Origin of the sequence: Pseudomonas sp. MIL9 (genome assembly GCF_016887925.1) — a bacterium.
Taxonomy (GTDB): domain Bacteria; phylum Pseudomonadota; class Gammaproteobacteria; order Pseudomonadales; family Pseudomonadaceae; genus Aquipseudomonas; species Aquipseudomonas mohnii.
This window is the reverse complement of sequence record NZ_JAFEHE010000027.1, coordinates 44,119-64,512: the sequence shown is the minus strand read 5'-3', so window position 1 is coordinate 64,512 and position 20,394 is coordinate 44,119. Positions and strand designations below refer to the sequence as shown.

23 protein-coding genes and 2 pseudogenes are annotated in these 20,394 nt (G+C 59.7%); 11 read left to right on the top strand and 14 right to left on the bottom strand.

Going from position 1 to position 20,394, the window contains the following annotated elements:
- Positions 1-5 precede the first annotated feature (5 nt).
- Positions 6-1,148: an elongation factor P maturation arginine rhamnosyltransferase EarP gene (gene earP / locus JQF37_RS25770; protein WP_130210843.1), complete on the bottom strand. Its 1,143-nt coding sequence runs from the start codon at positions 1,146-1,148 to the stop codon at positions 6-8.
- Between the two features lie 123 nt (positions 1,149-1,271).
- On the opposite strand from earP, the gene JQF37_RS25765 reads away from it, so the two are divergent.
- Both JQF37_RS25765 and JQF37_RS25760 read left to right on the top strand, forming a co-directional pair.
- The gene (locus JQF37_RS25765; RefSeq protein ID WP_130210844.1) at positions 1,272-1,682 is read left to right on the top strand and encodes a hypothetical protein; all 411 of its coding nucleotides are present in this window, start codon (positions 1,272-1,274) and stop codon (positions 1,680-1,682) included.
- A gap of 2 nt (positions 1,683-1,684) precedes the next feature.
- A complete protein-coding gene (locus tag JQF37_RS25760) occupies positions 1,685-2,167 on the top strand; it encodes a GreA/GreB family elongation factor (protein ID WP_130210846.1) in 483 nt (160 codons plus the stop codon).
- A 13-nt stretch (positions 2,168-2,180) separates the two neighbouring features.
- On the opposite strand, the gene cysB is transcribed toward JQF37_RS25760, so the two are convergent.
- The 5 genes from cysB to JQF37_RS25735 all read right to left on the bottom strand — a co-directional run bounded on the left by cysB (position 2,181) and on the right by JQF37_RS25735 (position 6,138).
- The gene (cysB, locus tag JQF37_RS25755) at positions 2,181-3,155 is read right to left on the bottom strand and encodes an HTH-type transcriptional regulator CysB (RefSeq protein ID WP_007899921.1); all 975 of its coding nucleotides are present in this window, start codon (positions 3,153-3,155) and stop codon (positions 2,181-2,183) included.
- A 113-nt stretch (positions 3,156-3,268) separates the two neighbouring features.
- Positions 3,269-3,772, bottom strand: a complete 504-nt coding sequence (locus JQF37_RS25750; RefSeq protein ID WP_047527168.1) for a universal stress protein — start codon at positions 3,770-3,772, stop codon at positions 3,269-3,271.
- A 95-nt stretch (positions 3,773-3,867) separates the two neighbouring features.
- A complete protein-coding gene (locus JQF37_RS25745; RefSeq protein WP_204149818.1) occupies positions 3,868-4,773 on the bottom strand; it encodes a 5'-nucleotidase in 906 nt (301 codons plus the stop codon).
- Positions 4,774-4,798: 25 nt separating this feature from the next.
- Positions 4,799-5,755: a putative 2-dehydropantoate 2-reductase gene (locus tag JQF37_RS25740; RefSeq protein WP_204149817.1), complete on the bottom strand. Its 957-nt coding sequence runs from the start codon at positions 5,753-5,755 to the stop codon at positions 4,799-4,801.
- Positions 5,752-6,138, bottom strand: a complete 387-nt coding sequence (locus JQF37_RS25735; protein WP_130210849.1) for a thioredoxin family protein — start codon at positions 6,136-6,138, stop codon at positions 5,752-5,754. The genes JQF37_RS25740 and JQF37_RS25735 overlap by 4 nt, the downstream gene beginning before the upstream one ends.
- Here JQF37_RS25735 and JQF37_RS25730 point away from each other — a divergent pair.
- Positions 6,137-6,580: a PilZ domain-containing protein gene (locus JQF37_RS25730; protein WP_130210850.1), complete on the top strand. Its 444-nt coding sequence runs from the start codon at positions 6,137-6,139 to the stop codon at positions 6,578-6,580. The genes JQF37_RS25735 and JQF37_RS25730 overlap by 2 nt on opposite strands.
- Positions 6,581-6,708: 128 nt before the next feature.
- The gene (locus JQF37_RS25725; protein ID WP_130210851.1) at positions 6,709-7,785 is read left to right on the top strand and encodes a 3-deoxy-7-phosphoheptulonate synthase; all 1,077 of its coding nucleotides are present in this window, start codon (positions 6,709-6,711) and stop codon (positions 7,783-7,785) included.
- Between the two features lie 75 nt (positions 7,786-7,860).
- On the opposite strand, the gene JQF37_RS25720 is transcribed toward JQF37_RS25725, so the two are convergent.
- Positions 7,861-8,148: a GNAT family N-acetyltransferase gene (locus JQF37_RS25720; RefSeq protein WP_020800382.1), complete on the bottom strand. Its 288-nt coding sequence runs from the start codon at positions 8,146-8,148 to the stop codon at positions 7,861-7,863.
- A gap of 640 nt (positions 8,149-8,788) precedes the next feature.
- Between JQF37_RS25720 and oprI the strand changes: the two genes are divergently transcribed.
- A complete protein-coding gene (oprI, locus tag JQF37_RS25715; RefSeq protein ID WP_003199355.1) occupies positions 8,789-9,040 on the top strand; it encodes an outer membrane lipoprotei OprI in 252 nt (83 codons plus the stop codon).
- Positions 9,041-9,163: 123 nt separating this feature from the next.
- Here the strand turns inward: oprI and JQF37_RS25710 are convergent, their stop codons facing one another.
- From JQF37_RS25710 to JQF37_RS25700, 3 genes are all read right to left on the bottom strand, one after another.
- Positions 9,164-10,135, bottom strand: a complete 972-nt coding sequence (locus JQF37_RS25710; RefSeq protein WP_047527148.1) for a L,D-transpeptidase family protein — start codon at positions 10,133-10,135, stop codon at positions 9,164-9,166.
- A 103-nt stretch (positions 10,136-10,238) separates the two neighbouring features.
- Entirely contained in the window at positions 10,239-10,532 is a 294-nt protein-coding gene (locus tag JQF37_RS25705) for a hypothetical protein (RefSeq protein ID WP_003226812.1), read from the bottom strand.
- Between the two features lie 56 nt (positions 10,533-10,588).
- Positions 10,589-11,194, bottom strand: coding sequence for an arylesterase (locus tag JQF37_RS25700; RefSeq protein WP_103405318.1), 606 nt, complete (start codon positions 11,192-11,194; stop codon positions 10,589-10,591).
- 10 nt (positions 11,195-11,204) lie between these two features.
- On the opposite strand from JQF37_RS25700, the gene JQF37_RS25695 reads away from it, so the two are divergent.
- Entirely contained in the window at positions 11,205-11,888 is a 684-nt protein-coding gene (locus JQF37_RS25695; RefSeq protein WP_047527144.1) for an ABC transporter ATP-binding protein, read from the top strand.
- Positions 11,888-14,392, top strand: coding sequence for an ABC transporter permease (locus tag JQF37_RS25690; protein ID WP_204149816.1), 2,505 nt, complete (start codon positions 11,888-11,890; stop codon positions 14,390-14,392). The genes JQF37_RS25695 and JQF37_RS25690 overlap by 1 nt, the downstream gene beginning before the upstream one ends.
- 34 nt (positions 14,393-14,426) lie before the next feature.
- Here JQF37_RS25690 and greB read toward each other — a convergent pair whose 3' ends face one another.
- On the bottom strand, positions 14,427-14,918 hold the full coding sequence (greB, locus tag JQF37_RS25685; protein ID WP_130210854.1) for a transcription elongation factor GreB: 492 nt from the start codon (positions 14,916-14,918) through the stop codon (positions 14,427-14,429).
- A 283-nt stretch (positions 14,919-15,201) separates the two neighbouring features.
- Between greB and JQF37_RS25680 the strand changes: the two are divergent.
- The 4 genes and pseudogenes from JQF37_RS25680 to JQF37_RS25665 form a co-directional block, all read left to right on the top strand.
- A pseudogene (locus JQF37_RS25680) lies at positions 15,202-15,474 on the top strand (DUF393 domain-containing protein); the annotation flags it as partial.
- Positions 15,475-15,575: 101 nt separating this feature from the next.
- Positions 15,576-15,707, top strand: a pseudogene (locus JQF37_RS25675) (GTP cyclohydrolase I); the annotation flags it as partial.
- Positions 15,708-15,803: 96 nt separating this feature from the next.
- Positions 15,804-16,109 carry a DUF6482 family protein gene (locus JQF37_RS25670; protein ID WP_130210858.1) on the top strand — a complete coding sequence of 102 codons (306 nt, stop codon included), beginning with the start codon at positions 15,804-15,806 and terminating at the stop codon, positions 16,107-16,109.
- A 24-nt stretch (positions 16,110-16,133) separates the two neighbouring features.
- Positions 16,134-17,672, top strand: coding sequence for a cryptochrome/photolyase family protein (locus tag JQF37_RS25665; protein WP_204149814.1), 1,539 nt, complete (start codon positions 16,134-16,136; stop codon positions 17,670-17,672).
- 11 nt (positions 17,673-17,683) lie between these two features.
- Here the strand turns inward: JQF37_RS25665 and JQF37_RS25660 are convergent, their stop codons facing one another.
- The 3 genes from JQF37_RS25660 to JQF37_RS25650 form a co-directional block, all read right to left on the bottom strand.
- Positions 17,684-17,992, bottom strand: a complete 309-nt coding sequence (locus JQF37_RS25660; RefSeq protein WP_130210862.1) for a class I SAM-dependent methyltransferase — start codon at positions 17,990-17,992, stop codon at positions 17,684-17,686.
- Between the two features lie 248 nt (positions 17,993-18,240).
- Positions 18,241-18,675 carry a DoxX family protein gene (locus tag JQF37_RS25655; RefSeq protein WP_047527135.1) on the bottom strand — a complete coding sequence of 145 codons (435 nt, stop codon included), beginning with the start codon at positions 18,673-18,675 and terminating at the stop codon, positions 18,241-18,243.
- Positions 18,676-18,778: 103 nt separating this feature from the next.
- Positions 18,779-20,200, bottom strand: a complete 1,422-nt coding sequence (locus tag JQF37_RS25650) for a transglycosylase SLT domain-containing protein (RefSeq protein ID WP_204149813.1) — start codon at positions 20,198-20,200, stop codon at positions 18,779-18,781.
- Between the last annotated feature and the right edge of the window lie 194 nt (positions 20,201-20,394).

Sequence of the window (20,394 nt, the reverse complement as noted above, 5' to 3'; positions counted from 1 at the left end):
GCGTATCATATCCAATTTACATAAAACTGTACCAGCGCCGTGGCAAGATCAGCCTGCAAGGCTTGTTCCAGACACCACGCCTGGGCGTGTTTTTCCAGCTCTGGCCAGTGTTTGCGGGTCGATTGCCAGTGGTCGGTCATTATTTCACCGGCGTTCCACGCCCGCCAGAGACCGCTGATCGCCTCGCCAGCCGGCCCGGAAAGGCCCTTCACATAGAGCGCGAGGAAGGCTTCCAGCTTGTCCAGATGGATATCTTCGTCCTGCTGATAGATGTGCCAGAGCATCGGTCGGCCCGCCCACTGCGCGCGGACAAACGAGTCCTCACCGCGCACGGCGTTGAAATCGCAGCTCCACAGCAACGGGTCGTATTGGTCCTGCCGGACGAACGGCAGCACTTGCACAGTCAAGGCGTCGCGTACATGCACGGCACCCGCCGCCAGCCCTTGCACACCGAGCCAACGCTCGACATCGCCGAGAATCCGCCCTTCCGGCACCAACAGATGCGTGGGCGTCACGTCGCCAGCCAGCGCATCGAGCCAACTGGCCAGGCCGGTATTTTCGTAGGCGAACAGCGAGATCAGTTGCGCGCCGGGTGCGCGATCGATCCCCAGCCCTTGAAGGAAAAGTCGCTGCGCTGCCGGACTCTGTTGAAATTGCTCACGCCGCTCAAGAAGATCGCTTTCACGCAGCAAGCCACCGGTGCCCTTGTGGAACCCGGGGAAGAAAAAGAACTTCTGCACCTGCTTGTACTTCACCGACGGCAAGCCATGACAGCCGACGATCCAGTCCTCGGCGCTCAAATAATCGAGGTTCATCCACAGCGGCGTTTTTTCCCGTTCGGCCATCGCCTCCATGTAGGCACCCGGCAACTGGCAGGCGAACGCGGCGATCACCACATCGGCGGCTTCTGTGGGCTGCCAGTCGGCCATCCACTGCCGCACCTCAACACCTTGCTGCCATTGCTGCGAGGCGTGGATGTCGATGTCCGGGCAGAGGCGCTCGAAGGCGCGCAGATCATCGACCCACAACCGCACCGCCTGCGAATGCTCGGCAACCAGTTGCCGGGCCAGGCGCCAGGTCACGCCGATGTCGCCGAAGTTGTCGACGACGGTGCAAAAAATATCCCAGCGGGGTTTCATTTCAGGCATTCCAGGCTCCCGTTGGCAAAAGCCCCGATTGTCCGCATAAATTACCCCGCGCAGAAGAGCCGACGGCGATTAATCTTCGTGCGACAATCGCCACTCGCCCGCGACCACCGCCAGGAGGCAGCCATGCCCTACCGCCCCAACCCGCGCCGCCCTTTGCCGATCCAGCTGAACACCCTGCAATTGAGCGGCAGCATCGCCCTCGGTTTGTGGCTGGGATTCATTGCCATCGCGCTGACCTGCTGGCTCGCTTCACGCTTTTTGTTCAACGAGCAATTGGCGCCCGTGGCCCAGGCCGTGCAGCAACTGGCAAACCCGCCTGCTGCGGCACAACCGGTGCCGGAAATTCCGCCACAGAGCCCGCTGTTCGAGCAATACGAAGAGAACCTGCGCAAGAACGAACAAGCACAACGGCTCGATCAGGCTCGCAGCAGCAGTCGCAACCTGTCGAATCCCAAGTGCCAGTTCTGGCTGCAACAGGACCACACCGCACCGAGCGAAAAAAGTCGCGCCAACGTTTTGCAATTCTGCGATTGACCATGAACAAACAAACTGTCCACCAACTGATTCTCGACAAGTTGCGCATTGATCTCGACATCGCGGAACGCGCCGCGCAGACCGCTTACGAAACTGCGACCCACGAAGAAAACATCGCCGAGAACAAGTACGACACGCTGGGACTGGAGGCGTCCTATCTGGCCGCCGGCCAGGCCAAACGGGTCGAGGAAATCAGGCAGTCACTGGCACTTTGCCAGAACCTGATACTGCGCCCCTATGATGAGCAGCGCGGGATCGAGGTCGGCGCACTGCTCGGCCTTGAAGACGAAAAGGGGCGCGAGCAATGGCTGTTTCTGGCACCTGATGCGGCAGGCCTGAAGGTCGATCTGGTGGGGCAACTGATCACGGTCATCACCCCGCGCTCGCCGCTGGGCAAAAGCCTGCTGGGCAAGTTCGAGGGCGATGAAGTGGAGATTCTGGTGGCGGGTACCCGGCAACAGTTTGCTGTCACCGAAGTGGTCTAGCGGCGCCCACTGATCAATGGACCGGCAGTTCGACGCCGTCGAACAGCTCTTCCAGCTCCTGCTTGTTGTGGCACTGGATGGCCTTGGCCATGACTTCGCGAGTCAGGTGCGGAGCGAACTTCTCGATGAAATCGCACATGAAGCCACGCAGGAAAGTGCCGCGACGGAACCCAATCTTGGTGATGCTGGATTCGAACAGCTCGCTGGCGTCGAGGACCACCAGGTCGCTGTCGAGTTTGGTGTCGACCGCCATTTTCGCCACGATGCCCACGCCCAGCCCGAGGCGGACATAGGTCTTGATCACGTCGGCGTCGGCCGCGGTGAACACCACTTTCGGCGTCAGGCCACGATGGCTGAAGGCTTCGTCGAGCTTCGAACGGCCGGTGAAACCAAACACGTAAGTCACGATCGGGTATTCGGCCAGGGCTTCGAGGGTCAGCTTCGACAGCTTGGTCAGCGGGTGTCCCTGAGGCACGACCACGCAACGGTTCCAGCGATAGCACGGCATCATTACCAGGTCGCCAAACAGCTCCAGCGCTTCGGTGGCAATGGCGAAATCCACGGTTCCGTCAGCGGCCATTTCGGCGATCTGCATCGGCGAACCCTGGTGCATGTGCAGGGCCACGTCCGGGTATTGCTTGATGAAATTGCTGATCACCGGCGGCAACGCATAACGCGCCTGGGTGTGGGTGGTGGCGATCGACAGGGTGCCTTTCTTCTCGTTGGAGAATTCCTGGGCGATCTGCTTGATGCTTTCGACCTTGCGCAGAATCTCGCCAGCCGTGGTAATGATGCGCTCGCCAGCCGGGGTCACGCGGGTCAGGTGCTTGCCACTGCGGGCGAAGACCTCGACGCCCAATTCGTCTTCCAGCAGTCGGATCTGTTTACTGATGCCCGGTTGCGAGGTGTACAGGCTTTGGGCGGTAGCGGAAACGTTGAGGTCGTGGTGCGCCACTTCCCAGATGTAGCGCAATTGTTGAAGCTTCATATGAATCCCTCAAAGCAGATAGACGCCACGGGCATCAGCGACGTTATATAACTATATTAATGGTTTGAAGAATAAATCTAGAACTTTTTTATCAAACTGCCACTATTGATGCTCTAGCGATCCCCCTGGCGACGGCGCTCCACCAGCGGCACCAGATAGACCGGCACCCGGGACAGTTGCAGGACGCGCGCCGCGGTCCGCCCCAGCGGCGTTTCCGCGCCAGCCCCATGGCTGTGGCTACCTAGGATCAACAAATCCACCGAGAGTTTCTGCGCCTGGTCGAGAATCACCTGCGACGGATCGCCCTGCAGCACCCGCACGGCACGAATCAGCTCCAGATCCTGTGCGCCCTCCCCCCCCAACTCTTCACGAAAACTGTCGAGCACCCGCTGCTCGATATTGGCAATGACCGTGTTCAGGCCCTGACTGTGAAATTCGTTCAACGCTTGCTCATCGAGGTAACTCTGTAGCACCGACTCAGCGAACAGCCCCATGGGTTCAACCGCGTGCACCACGTAGAGATCGGCATTGAAGGTCCGTGCCAATGCCAAGGCATGCTGCATCACTAGCGGTGCGTACAGGCCGAGGTCAGTGGCATACAGCATCGAATGAATCATATGACCTCCTCGAGTGCCAACATGGCGCAGACTTGAATCAGCTTAGCAGTGCCGTGGCGAGTTCGACGCCCCGCGCAACACGTTGATCGGCGGGCTTAAACCTTTTGCTCGTTGCTTATGCCATGGGGGACATGACCGGTGGCGACGACTTCGCGGGCCAGTTCGCAATGACCGGCCTGATCGTCGAAAAACACGTCGGCGGCGAAGGCCTCGAGAAAGGCCGACTTGGTCAGGCCGCCGAGAAACAGCGATTCGTCCAGGCGAATATCCCATTCGCGCAAGGTGCGGATCACCCGTTCATGGGCCGGCGCCGACCGCGCCGTCACCAGGGCCGTGCGGATAGGACAGGCATCGTCCGGGAACTCGCGCTGCAACAGATTGAGGGCGGCGAGGAAGCCTTTGAACGGCCCACCGCGCAACGGCTCGCGGGCCGCCTCGCGTTCGCTGGCCTGGAATGCTTCCAGACCACCGGCCTGATAGACGCGCTCCGACTCGTCGGAAAACAGCACCGCATCACCGTCAAAGGCGATGCGCAATTCATCGCTGGCCGCTCGGCTGGCGCCTCCCGACAGAATGGTCGCCGCAGCGAAGCCGGCGTCCAGCGCATTGCGCACGTCTTCGGCATGGGTCGACAGAAACAAATCGCAACCAAATGCCTTGAGGTACGGATAGGGACTACGCCCCCCGACAAACGCTGCGCGGGAAATCGCCAGTCCATAGTGATGGATCGAGTTGAACACCCGCAGCCCGGTGTCGGCACTGTTGCGCGACACCAGGACCACCTCGACCCGGGCACGGCCGAGGCTGGCATTGAGATTGAGGAGTTTTTGCACCAGCGGGAAGGCATCGCCGGGTTCGAGGATCTCGTCCTCATGTTCGATCTGATACTGCCGGTAAGCTTCGACGCCACTCGACAGGTAGACCTTGTGGCTTTCACTCAGGTCGAACAACGCTCGCGAGGAAATCGCCAGCACCAGCTTGTCGTCAATTGCCTTTGGCATGCCCTTCCCCCATTGGTTGATCGACTCAGGTGTTGCGTCGATCGATAAAACTCAGACTGCGATACAACGCCTCGATGCGCGGCAACTCACACCCCGCCGCTTTGGCCGCCGCCAACGGACGGGTGTAAATGGCCGCCAGCTCCAGCGGGCGCTTGTGCAGGAAGTCGTGATACATGCTGGGCCAGTAATCGGGCATTCTCTCGGTGACCATGAACAAATGTTCGGCATAGCCCGCCGGAATATCGTGACCGCAAGCGGTGGCGCCCAGGACCACTTCGGCCATCAGTGCCCTGATCAACTCGCGACTGTCGGCATCGGCCATCAACGGCGTAGTGCTCGCCCCCAGTAAAACCGACAAACCGTTATAGGGAATATTCCAGACCAGTTTTTGCCAGCGCGCCTGATGCAGATTCGCCATCGCCTGGGAATCGATACCGGCGGCACGGAACAGTCCGACACCTTCCTCGACAATCGCCGCACGCGCCATCGCATCGGTCGCGGGACCGCTGTGGAAGCCGATATGCACCGCGCCGAGCGCCTGATGGGTAATGACGCCCGGACCTTCGCGATGAACGCAGATGTAACAGAGGCCACCGAGCACATGCAGCGAATCGGGAAGCCGTTCACGCAAGCTGTCTTCGACGTCCAGGCCATTTTGCAGCAGCAATACCTTGGCATTCGGTGCTGCGGCTTGAAGAATGGCGGGGGCCAGGTCCGCATTGCTGGTGGTTTTCGTCCCGACCAGCAGCCAGTCGCACGGCGGCATGTCTTCGGCCGTCGAATAAGCCTGAACCGGACTCAACGTCATGGCACCGTAGGGCGCACTGTCGACGTGCAGCCCACGCTCGGCCACTGCGGAAAACTCGCTGCGCAGCAGGAAATGCACATCGAAACCGGCACGCGCCAGCATCACCCCGTAGAACCCGCCGATTGCACCGGTCCCGATAATGCCGATTGTCGGCTTGGCAACGGCCCCCATCATGGCAACTCCTCTGCTGTTCGACTCAATGCCTTGCGCACCGCTCGATTGAGCTCGTTGCCCGTCAGGCGCGAATTCAATGCTCCAAAGAACTCACCGTCGCGCACGACAAACAGCGCCGGCAAATGAAAGACCTGATAACGCTCAACCACCCCGCCATTGTTCCCGGCGTCGATCCAGCACAGCCGATCGACGGCCAGATCGAGAGAGGGCAATCGCTCACGGGCAAAACGACAACTGGAGCAGCCCACGCTGGTGAAAATGACCAGCGATACGCCGCTCATTGTCAGCAGCCGTTGGTCGGCGTCGAAATCGGTCAGTTCCAATTCGACCACTATACTGGGGGAAACACTGTCAGATGGCCGACACATGGAGTCCGTGTTCATGGGACGATTCATTCCTCATCCTGATGAAGTGCCCGTCGAATTAACGTTGCTGACACCTGAGTGTATTTCACGGCAACAATTGCACACTACCAGCCTCGGGGGCATGGCTTGCAATTATCATCGCGCCTGGCGCCATGGTACGGCGCTGGAAGTGCGCATGCCGACCCTGAACCCCGACATGCGAATTTCAGGCTACGTGGCCTGGTGCCTGCGACGCAAACATGGCTATCTGGTGGGCATTGCCTTCGTGGACGAGCAGACCTTGTTCAGCGCCCGGATGGGCGAGCAGGTATGCCAGATCGAGCGCCTCTGCCGCCAGCATGACGCACACAACGACCTGCAGGAAGTTCAGGCGCTGGCCCTCGAGTGGGTTCAGGAGCATGCCGACGAGTTCTCCGATGACACGGTTCACAGGGCATTTGCGCAATCAATGCTTGATTAAACCGCCCCCTGCCCATTGTCGAGCCACGGTGTAACGCGCTAAGGTTCCGCTCCCCGACGCGCTTAATTTGCTGTGCTCCGCCGCGCGGGTTCGCTGGCGGCCGGCACCCGTGACCTGACGAGTAAACGATGGCTGATTTACCGATCAACGACCTAAACGTCGCCTCCAACGAGACTCTGATCACCCCCGATCAGCTCAAGCGCGATATTCCCCTGAGCGACGCCGCCCTGCGCACCGTCACCAAGGGCCGCGAAGTCATTCGCAATATTCTTGATGGCACCGACCATCGCCTGTTCGTGGTCATCGGGCCTTGCTCGATCCACGACATCAAGGCAGCGCACGAATACGCCGAGCGCCTCAAGGTACTTGCCGCGGAAGTGTCCGATACCCTGTATCTGGTCATGCGCGTGTATTTCGAGAAGCCACGCACCACCGTCGGCTGGAAAGGCCTGATCAACGATCCGTACCTGGATGACTCGTTCAAGATCCAGGACGGTCTGCACATTGGTCGCCAACTGCTGCTGGACCTGGCCGAAATGGGCCTGCCTACCGCCACCGAAGCCCTCGACCCGATCTCCCCGCAATACTTGCAGGACCTGATCAGTTGGTCGGCCATCGGCGCGCGCACCACAGAATCCCAGACTCACCGCGAAATGGCCTCCGGCCTGTCCTCGGCCGTCGGCTTCAAGAACGGCACCGATGGCGGCCTGACCGTGGCGATCAACGCCTTGCAATCGGTTTCCAGCCCGCACCGTTTCCTGGGTATCAACCAGGAAGGTGGCGTGTCGATCGTGACCACCAAGGGCAATGCCTACGGTCACGTGGTCCTGCGCGGTGGCAACGGCAAGCCGAACTACGATTCGGTCAGCGTCGCCCTCTGCGAACAGGCGCTGAACAAAGCGAAGATCAAGCCGAACATCATGGTCGATTGCAGCCACGCCAACTCCAACAAGGACCCGGCCCTGCAACCGCTGGTGATGGAAAACGTCGCCAACCAGATCCTCGAAGGCAACAAGTCGATCATTGGCCTGATGGTCGAAAGTCATCTGAACTGGGGTTGCCAGGCCATTCCGAAAGACCTCGCCGACCTGAAATATGGCGTTTCGATCACCGATGCCTGCATCGACTGGTCGGCCACTGAAACGACCTTGCGCAGCATGCACGCCAAGCTCAAGGATGTGCTGCCTAAACGCGATCGCACCTGATCGCGCCATTGGCTGCAGACAAAAAAACGCCGGGCTGAACCCGGCGTTTTTTTTATGCGTTCGTTTTTTTCAAGCTTACTGGCTCAGCTTGGCGGCATGCCGCTGGTGACGCTCCATGTAGCGCTCGACGTAGGAGCACGATGGAATGACGGTGTAGCCCATTTCCTCGGCGTACTGCAGCGCCTGTTCGGTCAGCGCCGCCGCGATGCCACGACCACGCAATGCGTTGGGCACAAAGGTGCGATAGATATCCAGGGTCTGCTTCCCCAGATCCATATAAGTCAGGTAGGCACGATGACCGTCCACATTGGTCTCGAACTGATGACCAGCCTGGTCATGGTGGATGGACAACGCCTCGCTCATCACTACTCCTCGCGGGTCTTGGATTCCGACCCCTACCTTACCGATGTTTTTCCGGCGAAGAAACATCTACGCCACCCCGTGCCTGAATGGACACCGAGAAGAGCTACACCGATCTCGCGCAACCGAGCACGTACAAATAGTAGGCACCATTGGCAAAAATGCTCAAGGTACACTCGTCATCATGCTGGTTGGCGGGTGCCGCTCCGGGTGACGCAGGGCTGGCTCGACCGAAGATCGCCCCAAGGTCGATAGCCTGAACATTGCCGGATGTTGAGACTTAAGACGAACGCCCTTTGTTAAAGTCACCTGAAGATAGAGAAAGATATGAGAGGCGCCACCCAAGATCCGAACAAAAGTGTAGACGAATCCATCTAGACACTCTTCAGCCAAGACAGAGGAAAAGTGCTACGAGAGCGGTAAGCTTTTCCTCACTGGATCGCTCAGCTCGGGCTTTGCAGCTGTATATTTTTTAAACAGAGCAGTTAAAAGTTGCTCGAAAAAGAATCAACGCCTACAATTTTTTTGGCTTCTTGCTTTACGTCAGTTTACTTACGACAAGTAATGGGTAGTATGTACGCCGGCTAATTCCTCACTGTGAGGAGATAGCTAATTTAATGGAAAGTCCTTGAAGGGGAACACGATGAACAACGTTCTGAAATTCTCTGCTCTGGCCCTGGCCGCAGTTCTGGCTACCGGTTGCAGCAGCGCATCGAAAGAAACCGAAGCACGTCTGACTGCTACTGAAGACGCAGCAGCTCGCTCCCAGGCTCGTGCAGACGAAGCTTACCGTAAAGCTGATGAAGCTCTGGCTGCTGCTCAAAAAGCACAACAGACTGCTGACGAAGCTAACGAGCGTGCTCTGCGCATGCTGGACAAAGCTAGCCGCAAGTAATAATCCTTCGGGATTGTTATCAAGCCGACCCATTTTTGGGTCGGCTTTTTTATTGCCCGGCGTTTGTCGCAAGCAATAAAAAACCCGCCGACGCGGCCTGCGTCGGCGGGTCCTTTTCCAAGCTTACTGCATCGGGTCGAGCGGTGCGCTTGTGACCATCGGCGCGGAAGTGCTCGGCACGGCGATTTCCACCGGCAGGCCGTCTTCAGCAGCAACGACGTCACGCACCACATCCCAGTTCATGCGCAGATTGTTGGTAATGTCTTCACGCTTGAGCATCGCGTTGATGACCGCCGTGTGCTTGTCGACCACCGACGGGTTGCCATTGTCATCCAGCGGGGTGTGCGCTTCGAGATACACCTTGCCGCCACTGACGCCGAACTTGTACGGGTCATTGATAATCCGCACCGACGTACCGACCGGCACCATGCTCGCCATTTCCAGCACGTTGTTGTTGAACATGCGGAAGCAGCCGTGGCTGGTGCGCATGCCGATGCCGAACTTCTTGTTCGAGCCGTGAATCAGGTAGCCAGGTGTGCCCAGGCTGAACTTGAACGGCCCCAGCGGGTTATCCGGGCCCGCCGGCACCACGTTCGGCAACGGATCACCGTCGGCGGCGTGCTCAGCCTTGATCGACGCTGGAGGCGTCCAGGTCGGGTTAGGCGTTTTCGCGGTGATGGTGGTGTGGGCGATGGGTGAGCCCCAGCCCTCACGCCCGATACCCAGCGGGAAGGTGTACACCACATTCTTGCCTTTCGGGTAGTAGTAGAGGCGGTATTCGGCCAGGTTGATCACAATGCCTTCACGCGGACCCGGCGGCAGGATGAAACGGGTCGGCAGGATGACTTCGGTACCGGCCCCCGGCAGCCAGGCGTCGACGCCCGGGTTGGCCGCGACCATTTCCGTGTAGCCCAGGTCGTAGGTGGTACCAAGGTCGGCGAAGGTGTCTTCGTACTTGGCCTTGATGACTTGCACCTGGCCGACGATATCTTCACCGGGCGGTGGTAGTGGCAGCTCCAATGCTGCAACAGGACCCGCCACACAGAGGGCGGCAAGTGTCAGGCAGCGGGTGACGGCAGGAAAGCGCGGCAACATCCGGAAAATCCTTCGCATGATCAACAGAGGGTATAAGGACGCGATTGTACACTGACGCCCGTTATTTCGGGGAGCTGGCCGATAGCTTGCTATCGTTGATGATTTACAGCTCGAACCGCAGCTCTGGCCAGATCGGCGAGGTGCCGCGCTTTTGCGACTCGAGAATCGCCCGGCACAACGAGCACAGGCGCTGGTCCTGAAACACCCGGCGATCGACACTCGACCAGCGTGGCTGCGCCGGCAACAGGCTGCCGCACAAGGTACGGTCCGCCGAGCCGCCCAACTCCAGCTGACGCGTCACCAGATGCACCCGCACTTCCTGGCAGGCGAACAGATCCAGCTGTTCGTCAGGCTCGATCAGTTGATAGGCAAAAAGTGACCAGGCGGGACGCGGCATCGGGGGCTCCAAATCGGGGGCGCCACCTTAGCCGAAAGCCCGCGCCTAGAAAAGAGTCATAACAGCGGTTTTAGGGTAGGCCAGACATTCTCCAGCAACTTGTCCTGGGCCCCGGCTGCCGGGTGTATGCCGTCGGCCTGCATCAAGTCCGGATGACCGCCCACGCCGTCGAGGAAAAACGGTACCAGCGGGATGTTTTTCTCGGTGGCCAGATTGCTGTAGACCTCGGCGAAGGCATCGGTGTAACGCTTGCCATAATTGGGCGGCAACTGCATGCCGAGCAACAGCACCTTGGCACCGCTGGCACGGGAGCTGTCGATCATTGAGGCAAGATTTTGTTGCAATTGAGTGGGCGGCATTCCGCGCAGGCCATCGTTACCCCCAAGTTCGAGGATCACCAACTCCGGTTTATGCTCTGCAAGCAGCGCTGGCAGGCGCGCCTGGCCTCCAGCACTGGTGTCGCCGCTGATGGACGCATTGAACACCTTGTCGTCGAAACCTTCGCGCTTGAGCCGCTGTTCAAGCAACGACACCCACCCCACCCGGGTATCCAGGCCGAAACCGGCGCTGATACTATCGCCAACGATCAGGACTGTACCCGCCGCTGCGTTCTGGGCCATGCACATCAAGGCCAGGCCAGCACTCAAAAACCACACACGCATCGGATTCTCCATGGGCGCAAGCATTCTCACCGCGAAGAACCTCAGCAAAGTGGTCCCCAGCGCGGAAGGTGAACTGACTATCCTGCATGAACTCAGCCTGGAACTGAACAAGGGTGACAGCCTGGCCATCGTCGGCGCCTCCGGCTCCGGCAAATCCACCCTCCTCGGCCTGCTCGCCGGACTCGACCTGCCGAGCAGTGGTGAAGTCACCCTCGCCGGGCAAAGCCTGAGCCACCTCGACGAAGACCAGCGCGCCCGCATTCGCGCCGAACACGTGGGTTTCGTCTTCCAGTCATTTCAGTTGCTCGACAGCCTCAATGCCCTGGAAAACGTCATGTTGCCGCTGGAACTCGACGGCCGCAAAGATGCCCGTGAACGCGCCACCGAACTGCTCGAGCGCGTGGGCCTTGGCCAGCGTCTCACCCATTCGCCACGCCAGCTCTCCGGCGGCGAACAGCAGCGCGTGGCGATTGCCCGTGCATTTGCCGCCGAACCGGACGTGCTGTTTGCCGATGAACCCACTGGCAACCTCGACAGCCACACCGGCGAGCGCATCAGCGACTTGCTGTTCGAACTCAACAAGGAACGCGGCACGACCCTGGTGCTGGTGACCCACGACGAACGCCTGGCACACCGTTGCCGGCGCCTGATCCGCCTCGAAGCCGGCCTGCTGGTCGCCCCCCTGGAGCCTTGATGGCACGCCTGCCGTTTGTGCGCCTGTTCAGCCTCGCCATTCGCCAATTAACGCGCGACGCCCGCGCCGGCGAATTGCGCGTATTGTTTTTCGCCTTGGTGGTGGCCGTGGCCGCGAGTACGGCCATCGGTTATTTCGGCGCCCGCCTGAACGGCGCCATGATGCTGCGCGCCACCGAGTTTCTCGGCGCCGACCTGCTGCTCGAAGGCAGCTCACCGGCGCGCCCGGAGCAGATAAGAAGCGGCACCGATCTGGGCCTCGAACATGCGCAAGTGGTGGAGTTTTCCAGCGTCATCGCCACCGACAACGGCATTCAGCTGTCGAGTATCAAGGCTGCGGATAGTGTCTACCCATTGCGCGGCGAACTGAAAAGCGCCCCAGCGCCATTCGCCCCGGAAACGTCCGGTGGCGGGCCGAAACCCGGCGAAGCCTGGGTCGAAGCACGATTGCTGACTGCATTGGATTTGAAGATCGGCGACAGCATCGATGTCGGTATGAAAACCCTGACCCTGTCACGGGTGCTGACCTACGAGCCCGACCGCGCCGGCAACTTCTACAGCCTGACGCCACGGGTGCTGATCAATCTCGACGACCTTGCGGCAACCGGCGTGGTGCAGCCGGGCAGTCGGGTCAGTTATCGCGAACTCTGGCGTGGCAATGCCCGGGCACTGGAAACCTATCGCCAACTGATCAAGCCTGGCCTGGCAGCCAACCAGCGCATCCAGGATGCCCGCGATGGCAACCGGCAGATCGGCGGTGCGCTCGGCAAGGCCGAACGTTATCTGAACATGGCCAGTCTGGTGGCGGTCTTGCTCGCCGGCGTGGCGGTGGCATTGTCAGCGACACGCTTCGCCACCCGCCGCTTCGATGCCAGCGCGCTGCTGCGCTGCCTGGGCCTGTCCCGGCGCGAAACCATGATGCTGTTCAGTTTGCAATTGACCGTACTCGGATTGCTCGCGAGCATCAGCGGCGCCGCGATCGGCTGGCTGGCGCAACTGGGGTTATTTGCCTTGCTGCACGACTTGTTGCCCAGCGACGTGCCACCGGGCGGCCTGTTCCCGGCCTTTGCCGGAATCGGTACCGGGCTGGTGGCATTGGCCGGGTTTGCCTTGCCGCCATTGGCGGCGCTGGGCCGGGTGCCACCGTTGCGGGTGCTGCGCCGCGACATGCTGCCCATTCCGTCCAGTACCTGGATGGTTTATGGCGCCGCGTTGGCTGCACTGGGCCTGATCATGTGGCGCCTGAGCCTGGATCTGCTGCTGACGTTCGCCCTGTTGGGCGGCGGTATGATCGCCGCGCTGGTGTTGGGTGGCCTGCTGTTACTGCTGCTGAAAAGCCTGCGACGCATGCTCGCCCGAGCCTCCCTGCCGTGGCGCCTCGGTCTGGGCCAATTGCTGCGTCATCCGCTGGCGGCCGCAGGCCAGTCCCTCGCGTTCGGCTTGATCCTGCTGTCGATGGCGTTGATCGCGCTGCTTCGCGGCGAATTGCTGGACACCTGGCAAAACCAGTTACCCAAAAATGCACCGAATTATTTCGCGCTGAACATCCTGCCCGCGGATAAACAGGCCTTTACCGATCGCCTGATCTCACTGTCGGCGCAATCGGCGCCCCTTTACCCGGTGGTGCCAGGGCGGCTGATCAGCATCAACGGTGAACCGGTGCAGCAAATCGTCAGCAAGGATTCGGCCGGTGATCGGGCGATCCAGCGTGACCTGAGCCTGACCTGGGCGGCGGACCTGCCGGCGGGCAACAAACTCACCGCGGGCAACTGGTGGCAAGACCAGATTCCGGACGAGGTGCCTGGCGTATCGGTCGAAGGCAAGGTCGCCGAAAGCCTGAAGCTCAAGCTCGACGACCACATGGTATTCAGCGTCGGCGGGGTCAACCGCGAGGCGAAGGTCACCAGCCTGCGGGAAATCAACTGGGACAACTTCCAGCCGAATTTCTTCATGATCTTCCAGCCCGGCACCCTCAAGGATCTGCCGGCGACCTATCTGACCAGCTTCTATCTGTCAGCGGGCCACGATCAGCAGATTGTCGATCTGTCCCGCAGCTTTCCAGCGGTGACGATCCTGCAGGTCGAAGCGTTGCTGGAGCAACTGCGCAGCATCCTCGCCCAAGTCACCCTGGCGGTGGAATACGTGTTGTTGTTCGTGCTGGCGGCTGGCATGGCGGTGTTGTTTTCCGGCCTGCAGGCGACGCTGGATGAACGCATTCGTCAGGGCGCGCTGCTGCGGGCACTGGGGGCGGAACGCCAGTTGCTGGTCAAGGCGCGGCGGATCGAATTTGGTTTGCTGGGCGCCGTCAGCGGATTACTGGCCGCGCTGGGGTCGGAAGTCGTGAGCCTGGTGCTCTACCGGTTCGCCTTTGACCTGCCCTGGCATCCGCACCCATGGCTGTTGCTGCTGCCACTGATCGGAGCCGTGCTGATCGGCGGCGCCGGCGTGTTCGGCACCCGTCGCGCCTTGAACGCCAGCCCCCTGACAGTCCTGCGCGAGGGTTGATCCATCAACCCTCCTCCACCCCATGACGATGCCGTTATCCGAGTGTTTCATCCTGTTTTCGGTATGAAATCCCGTTGATCCACCACAGCACTTCTCCACTGGGTGTCTGCACAACGGCCTCGTCCCCCACCTCTTTCTTCAACAGCGCACGGGCCATGGGGGAATCTATCGAGATGTAATCGTTGCGACCGTAGATCTCGTCATACCCCACGACCCGGAATTTCTTGATATCCCCGGCCTCGTTTTCGATCTCGACCCAGGCCCCGAAAAACACCCTTCCTTCCTGTTCGGGTGAATACTCGACAACCCTTACATCCTCGAGCCGTTTGCGAAGGTAACGGACGCGCCGATCGATTTCCCGAAGCAGCTTTTTGTTGTACTGATAATCCGCGTTCTCACTGCGGTCGCCGAGCGATGCCGCCCAGGTGACCTTGCGTGTCGTGTCCGGGCGTTTTTCTCGCCAAAGGAAATCAAGCTCCTGCTTCAAAGCCTCATGACCTTCCTTCGTGATGATGTTGGTGCTCAAGACGGGCCTCTCACTTACGGTTATCCGGGCACGATTGTGTAGCGCCCTGTCCACAGGTTCACAGCGAAGACGCCAGCATCCCGGCGCGTTCGTATCATAACTTCAGCCAGCTGCATTCAGGTAAACCGCATCAGGGATGAACCTTAGACGCTCCTGGCCATGCAGGTTGCGTGTCGCTTATACGGCCCACACCGGGAGCCAATGACACGGAGAAGAGTGACGACCATTGTCAGTCGGTTTTTTTCGGCCTATCTTATACAAAACCTATACAAGTAGTTATGACATGTATAACAAACAGCCATGGCCACTCACACTGTACTTTGACGGTGAATGCCCGCTCTGCGCTCGGGAAATCAGGTTCCTGAGCCGACGCGCGATTAACGCCCGACTGCTGTTTGTTGACATCAGTGACGAAGCGTTTGACGCAAAGGCCCTGGGGTTCACTGTCGAGCAAATGCAGTCCTCCCTTCATGCCAGATTCGCCGATGGCCGCTGGATGACGGGCCTGGACGCCACGCTCTGGAGCTGGCGAGCAGCCGGCCTGGGGATTTGGGCCACAGGGCTTTGACCAAACCCGCGTAAAACCTTGAGTGACCAGCACTCCCCTGCTCCAGGGGTGTCCCTTTCCTGAAGGCCGTATGGCTGAGAAAAATCAACGTGACCCCATCATTAGCCGAGCACTACCGTGAAATTCTCGTCAGCGTCGGCGAGAACCCTGAGCGCGAAGGACTGCTGGACACACCCAGGCGCGCAGCCAAAGCGATGCAATACCTGTGCAACGGCTACACGACGCGCCAGGAGTTCCTGCAACTGATTGGGCGCCGATAGCGGCAGTTTCTTTGCTTTTGACGGCGAACGCCTACCCGGGTAGGCAAGGAGTGCACCTTGAATCTGCAAGCGTTGACCGAGCGGGCCTTGAAGCGTGAAGTCCGCGAACTGGAGCTGCTGTCGCTGGAGGGCGGTTTTTATCTGGCTCGCGTCAGGCTGGATCACGGCCAGTTCACCCTGCTGGATGATGCAGCGAAGCCGATGCACCTGCGCTCTGTCAGTCATCTGCGTGAAATGCTGCAGCTTGTCCCGCCCTTTCCCTGCGTGCTGGTGCAGCAATGTGTCCACGATGAGATGTGCGGCGTGCGTGAAGGCCCCATCGAGTCGATGCGCATTCCTTTTTCACTGGCTGCGCCCTGGTGAACCTGTGACCCCGGCCCCTGCCTCATGAAAAACACCCGTCGGCTGTGCCTGGTGCTGGGCGACCAGTTATCGTTTGATCTGGCCTCATTGAAAGGGCTGGATAGCAAGCTCGATGCCGTGTTGCTGGTAGAGGTGATGGAGGAAGCCAGCCATGTCCCTCATCACCCGCAAAAAATCACGCTCGTCTTCAGTGCCATGCGCCATTTTGCCGAGGCGTTGCGCCAGCGTGGCATCCATGTGCAATACGTTGCCCTCGATGATCCGCACAACACCGGATCAGTGCCCGGCGAGCTACGGCGCTGGCAGTCACTGTTGCAGCCGCGCGAACTGCACCTGACCGAGTGCGGTGACTGGCGTCTGGAGCAGTCGCTCAAGGATGGCGGGCTACCGATTCAGTGGCATGCCGATACACGCTTTCTCTGTTCCCGTGACGAATTCTCGGCGTGGGCGAACGGCAAAAAGCAGCTGCGCATGGAATTTTTCTACCGGGTAATGCGGCGCAAGAGTGGCCTGTTGATCAATGGCGATGGCACGCCGGTGGGCGGCGCCTGGAACTTTGATGCAGAAAACCGCAAGGCCTTGCCCAAAGGCGTGAAACCGCCGTACCCGGCACGCTTTGGCGCAGACTCGATCACCCGAGACGTGATGGCACTGGTGGGCAAGCATTTCTCTCACCACTACGGTTCCCTGGATAGCTTCGACTATCCCGTGACCCACGCCGAGGCACAGGTGCTGTGGGACTACTTTCTAGACTATGGCCTGGCCGCCTTCGGCGACTATCAGGATGCCATGGCCAGCGACGAACCCTTTCTGTTCCATGCCCGCATCAGCGCCGCGCTCAATATCGGCCTGTTGGACCTGCGCCAACTGTGCAGTGATGTGGAGGCCGCCTATTGGTCAGGCAGCATTGCGCTGAATGCGGCCGAAGGGTTTATCCGGCAACTGATCGGCTGGCGTGAATACGTGCGTGGCGTTTACTGGCTGAAAATGCCGGACTACGCCGATGGCAACCTGTTCGGCAACAGCAGGCCGTTGCCGGCGTTCTACTGGACCGGCGACACACAAATGAACTGCATGCGCCAGGCAATCGGCCAAAGCCTGGAACTGGCCTATGCCCATCACATCCAGAGGCTGATGGTTACGGGCAACTTTGCGCTGATCGCCGGCGTGGCCCCGAGCCAGGTTTGCGACTGGTACCTGGCGATCTACATGGATGCCTTCGATTGGGTCGAGCTCCCCAATACACTGGGCATGGTGATGCACGCCGATGGCGGATATCTGGGCTCGAAACCTTACTGCGCCAGCGGACAGTACATAAAACGCATGTCTGACTACTGCCGTGACTGCGTGTACAAGGTGAGTGAAAGCACAAGCGAAGATGCCTGCCCCTTCAACTCGCTCTACTGGCATTTTCTGATGCGTCATCGCGACCTGCTGCGCGGTAATCAACGCATGGCCATGGTTTACAAAAACCTCGAACGCATGCCTGACGCCAAGCAGCAGGCGCTCTGGCAACGGGGCCAGGCCCTGCTCGCCAGACTGGACGCCGGGGAATCGTTTTAACACTCTGAGTTTCAGCGACGGGTGATAAGTCCTTGGCGAGCCACACGGGTCAGCTGCCTGATCACTTCGACCGCCTCGGCGGCGCTGGGCGATTGAATCACCGCCAGATCGAAACTGTCGCTGGCAAACCGGGCCAGGGACTCTCCGTCTTCGACGAACTGGATCAGAAACGCTGCGGGCCCACCGGTACGGCGTGGCCAGCCATCGAGATAACGCAAGAGCGTTGGCTGGTGTTTACCGCCAAGCAGGATTTTTGGATTGCGCTGGGTGAGATGTGCCGTGATCGGCGCGGGGCGTACAACGGGGCTTAGTGCATTCATCGTGTCGTGTCTCTGCCTCAAAAGTCTGCATGGCAGGTGAGAGGCAACACCGAACCAGCGCTTTAGCGGTATTTCGAAGCCTGTTTCAAGCTTCTATCAGCAACTCAATGAGTCACCTGGCGCCCCGCAAGTAGCTGTTTAAATCGGCGCATGGGCAACATCCTATTGAAGCTGACCGGACAGTGTCAAGAATGACGCGCAACAAAAAGGCCCGCTCGAAGCGGGCCTCATTCGTTGAGCCAGAGCGGTCAGCCGGCGATGGCGCGGTCGGCTGACAGCTTGCCGGCACCTTCGATCATCACGGCGATGCTGCCACCCAACAACGCCAGGGCGAACTCATAACCGTTGTTCGCCATAAACAGACCGTTGTGGATGTGCACCGAGAAGATGGCGACCAGCGACAGAAAAGTCAGGCCCAGTGCCGCCGGACGAACCAGCAACCCGATGATCAAGGCCAGGCCGGCGAAAAACTCAGTGCCACCCGCCAGTGTCGCCATCAGATAGCCCGGCGCCAGGCCGATGCTTTCCATGTACTGTGCAGTGCCGGCCAGGCCATAGCCGCCAAACGCGCCGAAGAGTTTCTGCGAGCCATGGGCAGCGAAGATGATGCCGACAAAAATTCGCAGAACGGTCAGGCCGTAGCCAGCGCGGGTAGACAGAACCTTGTTAATCAGTGTGCTCATGCTGCGTCATCCTTAGAGAGTATGGGTGGGTTGGCCGCTATATTAATCAGTAAATTTCATGTTAAAAGCGCAAAAAATCCGCCATAACAATCAGTTTATTCGATCACTTTCGTAGGGCAACCTTCTGCCCCTGGGGCTCCAACGACTCCCGCTCCCGATCGAACGCCAAGTAATACTTGTTCACACTATTAACATAGCTGACAGGTCCCATCCCCACCTGCTCCATGGCGATGCGTTCAACCTGAAAAAACCATTGATTCGGATTCAACCCTCGACGCCGTGCCTCGGCGCGCATCCCCTGGACCCGCTCCGGCCCTATGTTGTAGGCCGCGAGCACGAACGCCATGCGCTCACGTTCGTTGAGTTTCGGGCTGGAGAAGAACTTGCGGCGAATCATCGCCAGGTACTTGGCGCTGGCCTGCACGTTCGCATCCAGATCCTGAATATTGTTGACCCCTACCCGCTGAGCCGCGGACGGGGTGATCTGCATCAGGCCCGTCGGCCCGCCACCACCTCGAGACGAGGGCTGCAAGGCGGACTCCTTGAACGCCAGTGCCGCCAGGTTCAGCCAGTCGATGCCTTGGGCATCCGCGTGTTTCTGCAGCACCGGTCGCAGCTGTTCCAGGCGCTGCCGGTGAGCCTTGGCCAATGGATCGTGCACTTGATACAGGCGCCGATAAATCCGCAGGAAAGCGACATCCTGGTCCGACGGCTTCTTGTAAGTGGTCAGGAAGCGATCGATGCTGGCCCGCAACATCGACGCATCGCGGCGCACGAACCAGAACTCCTCCCCAGGATTGCTGATGTGCACCTGACGATCGAAACGCAACTTCGGCAGAATTTTGCCCCAACGTTCGGCGATCGGTTGTTCGACGATGGTCAGGTGAAAAATCCCGCCCTGAATCATTTCCAGCACATCCTCGACCGCCAGGGTCGGATCGACCCATTCGATCTTCACTGGCGGCAGTTTGTGCAAGGCGAGTTTCTGATTGATCTGGCTGATGGCGTCCCCGGCGGCGCTGCCGGTGGGCAAGGCCAGGGTTTTACCCGAGAGTTGTTCGAGACGGGTGTAGCTGCGCTCGCCCTTTCTGCCGACCAATACCAGCGGAATGCCGCTGGCAATCGGTTCACTGGTGCTGACGGCTTGACCCGCTTGCATATCGAGCAGTTCCCCTGGAGCCACCAGATCCCCTTCCCCACGCTGCAACGCGCCGAGCAATTGATCCTTGGCTTTGGGAATGATCTTCAGGGTGATGCCCTGACCGTCACGGGCATACCCATTGAGGTATTGCTCGAAGGCGCGCAAGCGATGGTACTCGACGCCGATGGCCTGGCCCTGGACTTCGCCGGAGCTGTTGCGGCTCTGGTTGACCAGCACCCGCAGGACGCGACTGCTGCGGATTTCCGTCAGATCACGCGCCTTGCCCGCCGGAGCGGCTTGCAGCGGCCCGGGCAGACGCGCAACCGCCGGCATCGGCAGTAGCAGCGAACAACACAGCAGTAGCAAAACCGAGGAACGCTTCATCCACTCTCCGGAAAGAATTCGGGTTGATCCCATGAGTTTTTTCATGAAATCAAACGAAAAAAACAGAGCGCCTGAAGCGCTGGCAACGGGCGAAAGACTGGCACAGTGATAGCACACTAACCACTCCCTCCTGGCTCGCAGCATCAAAAGACAGCTTTAACTCGTTGTAGTTCTTGGCTTTTCTTATAAATCGA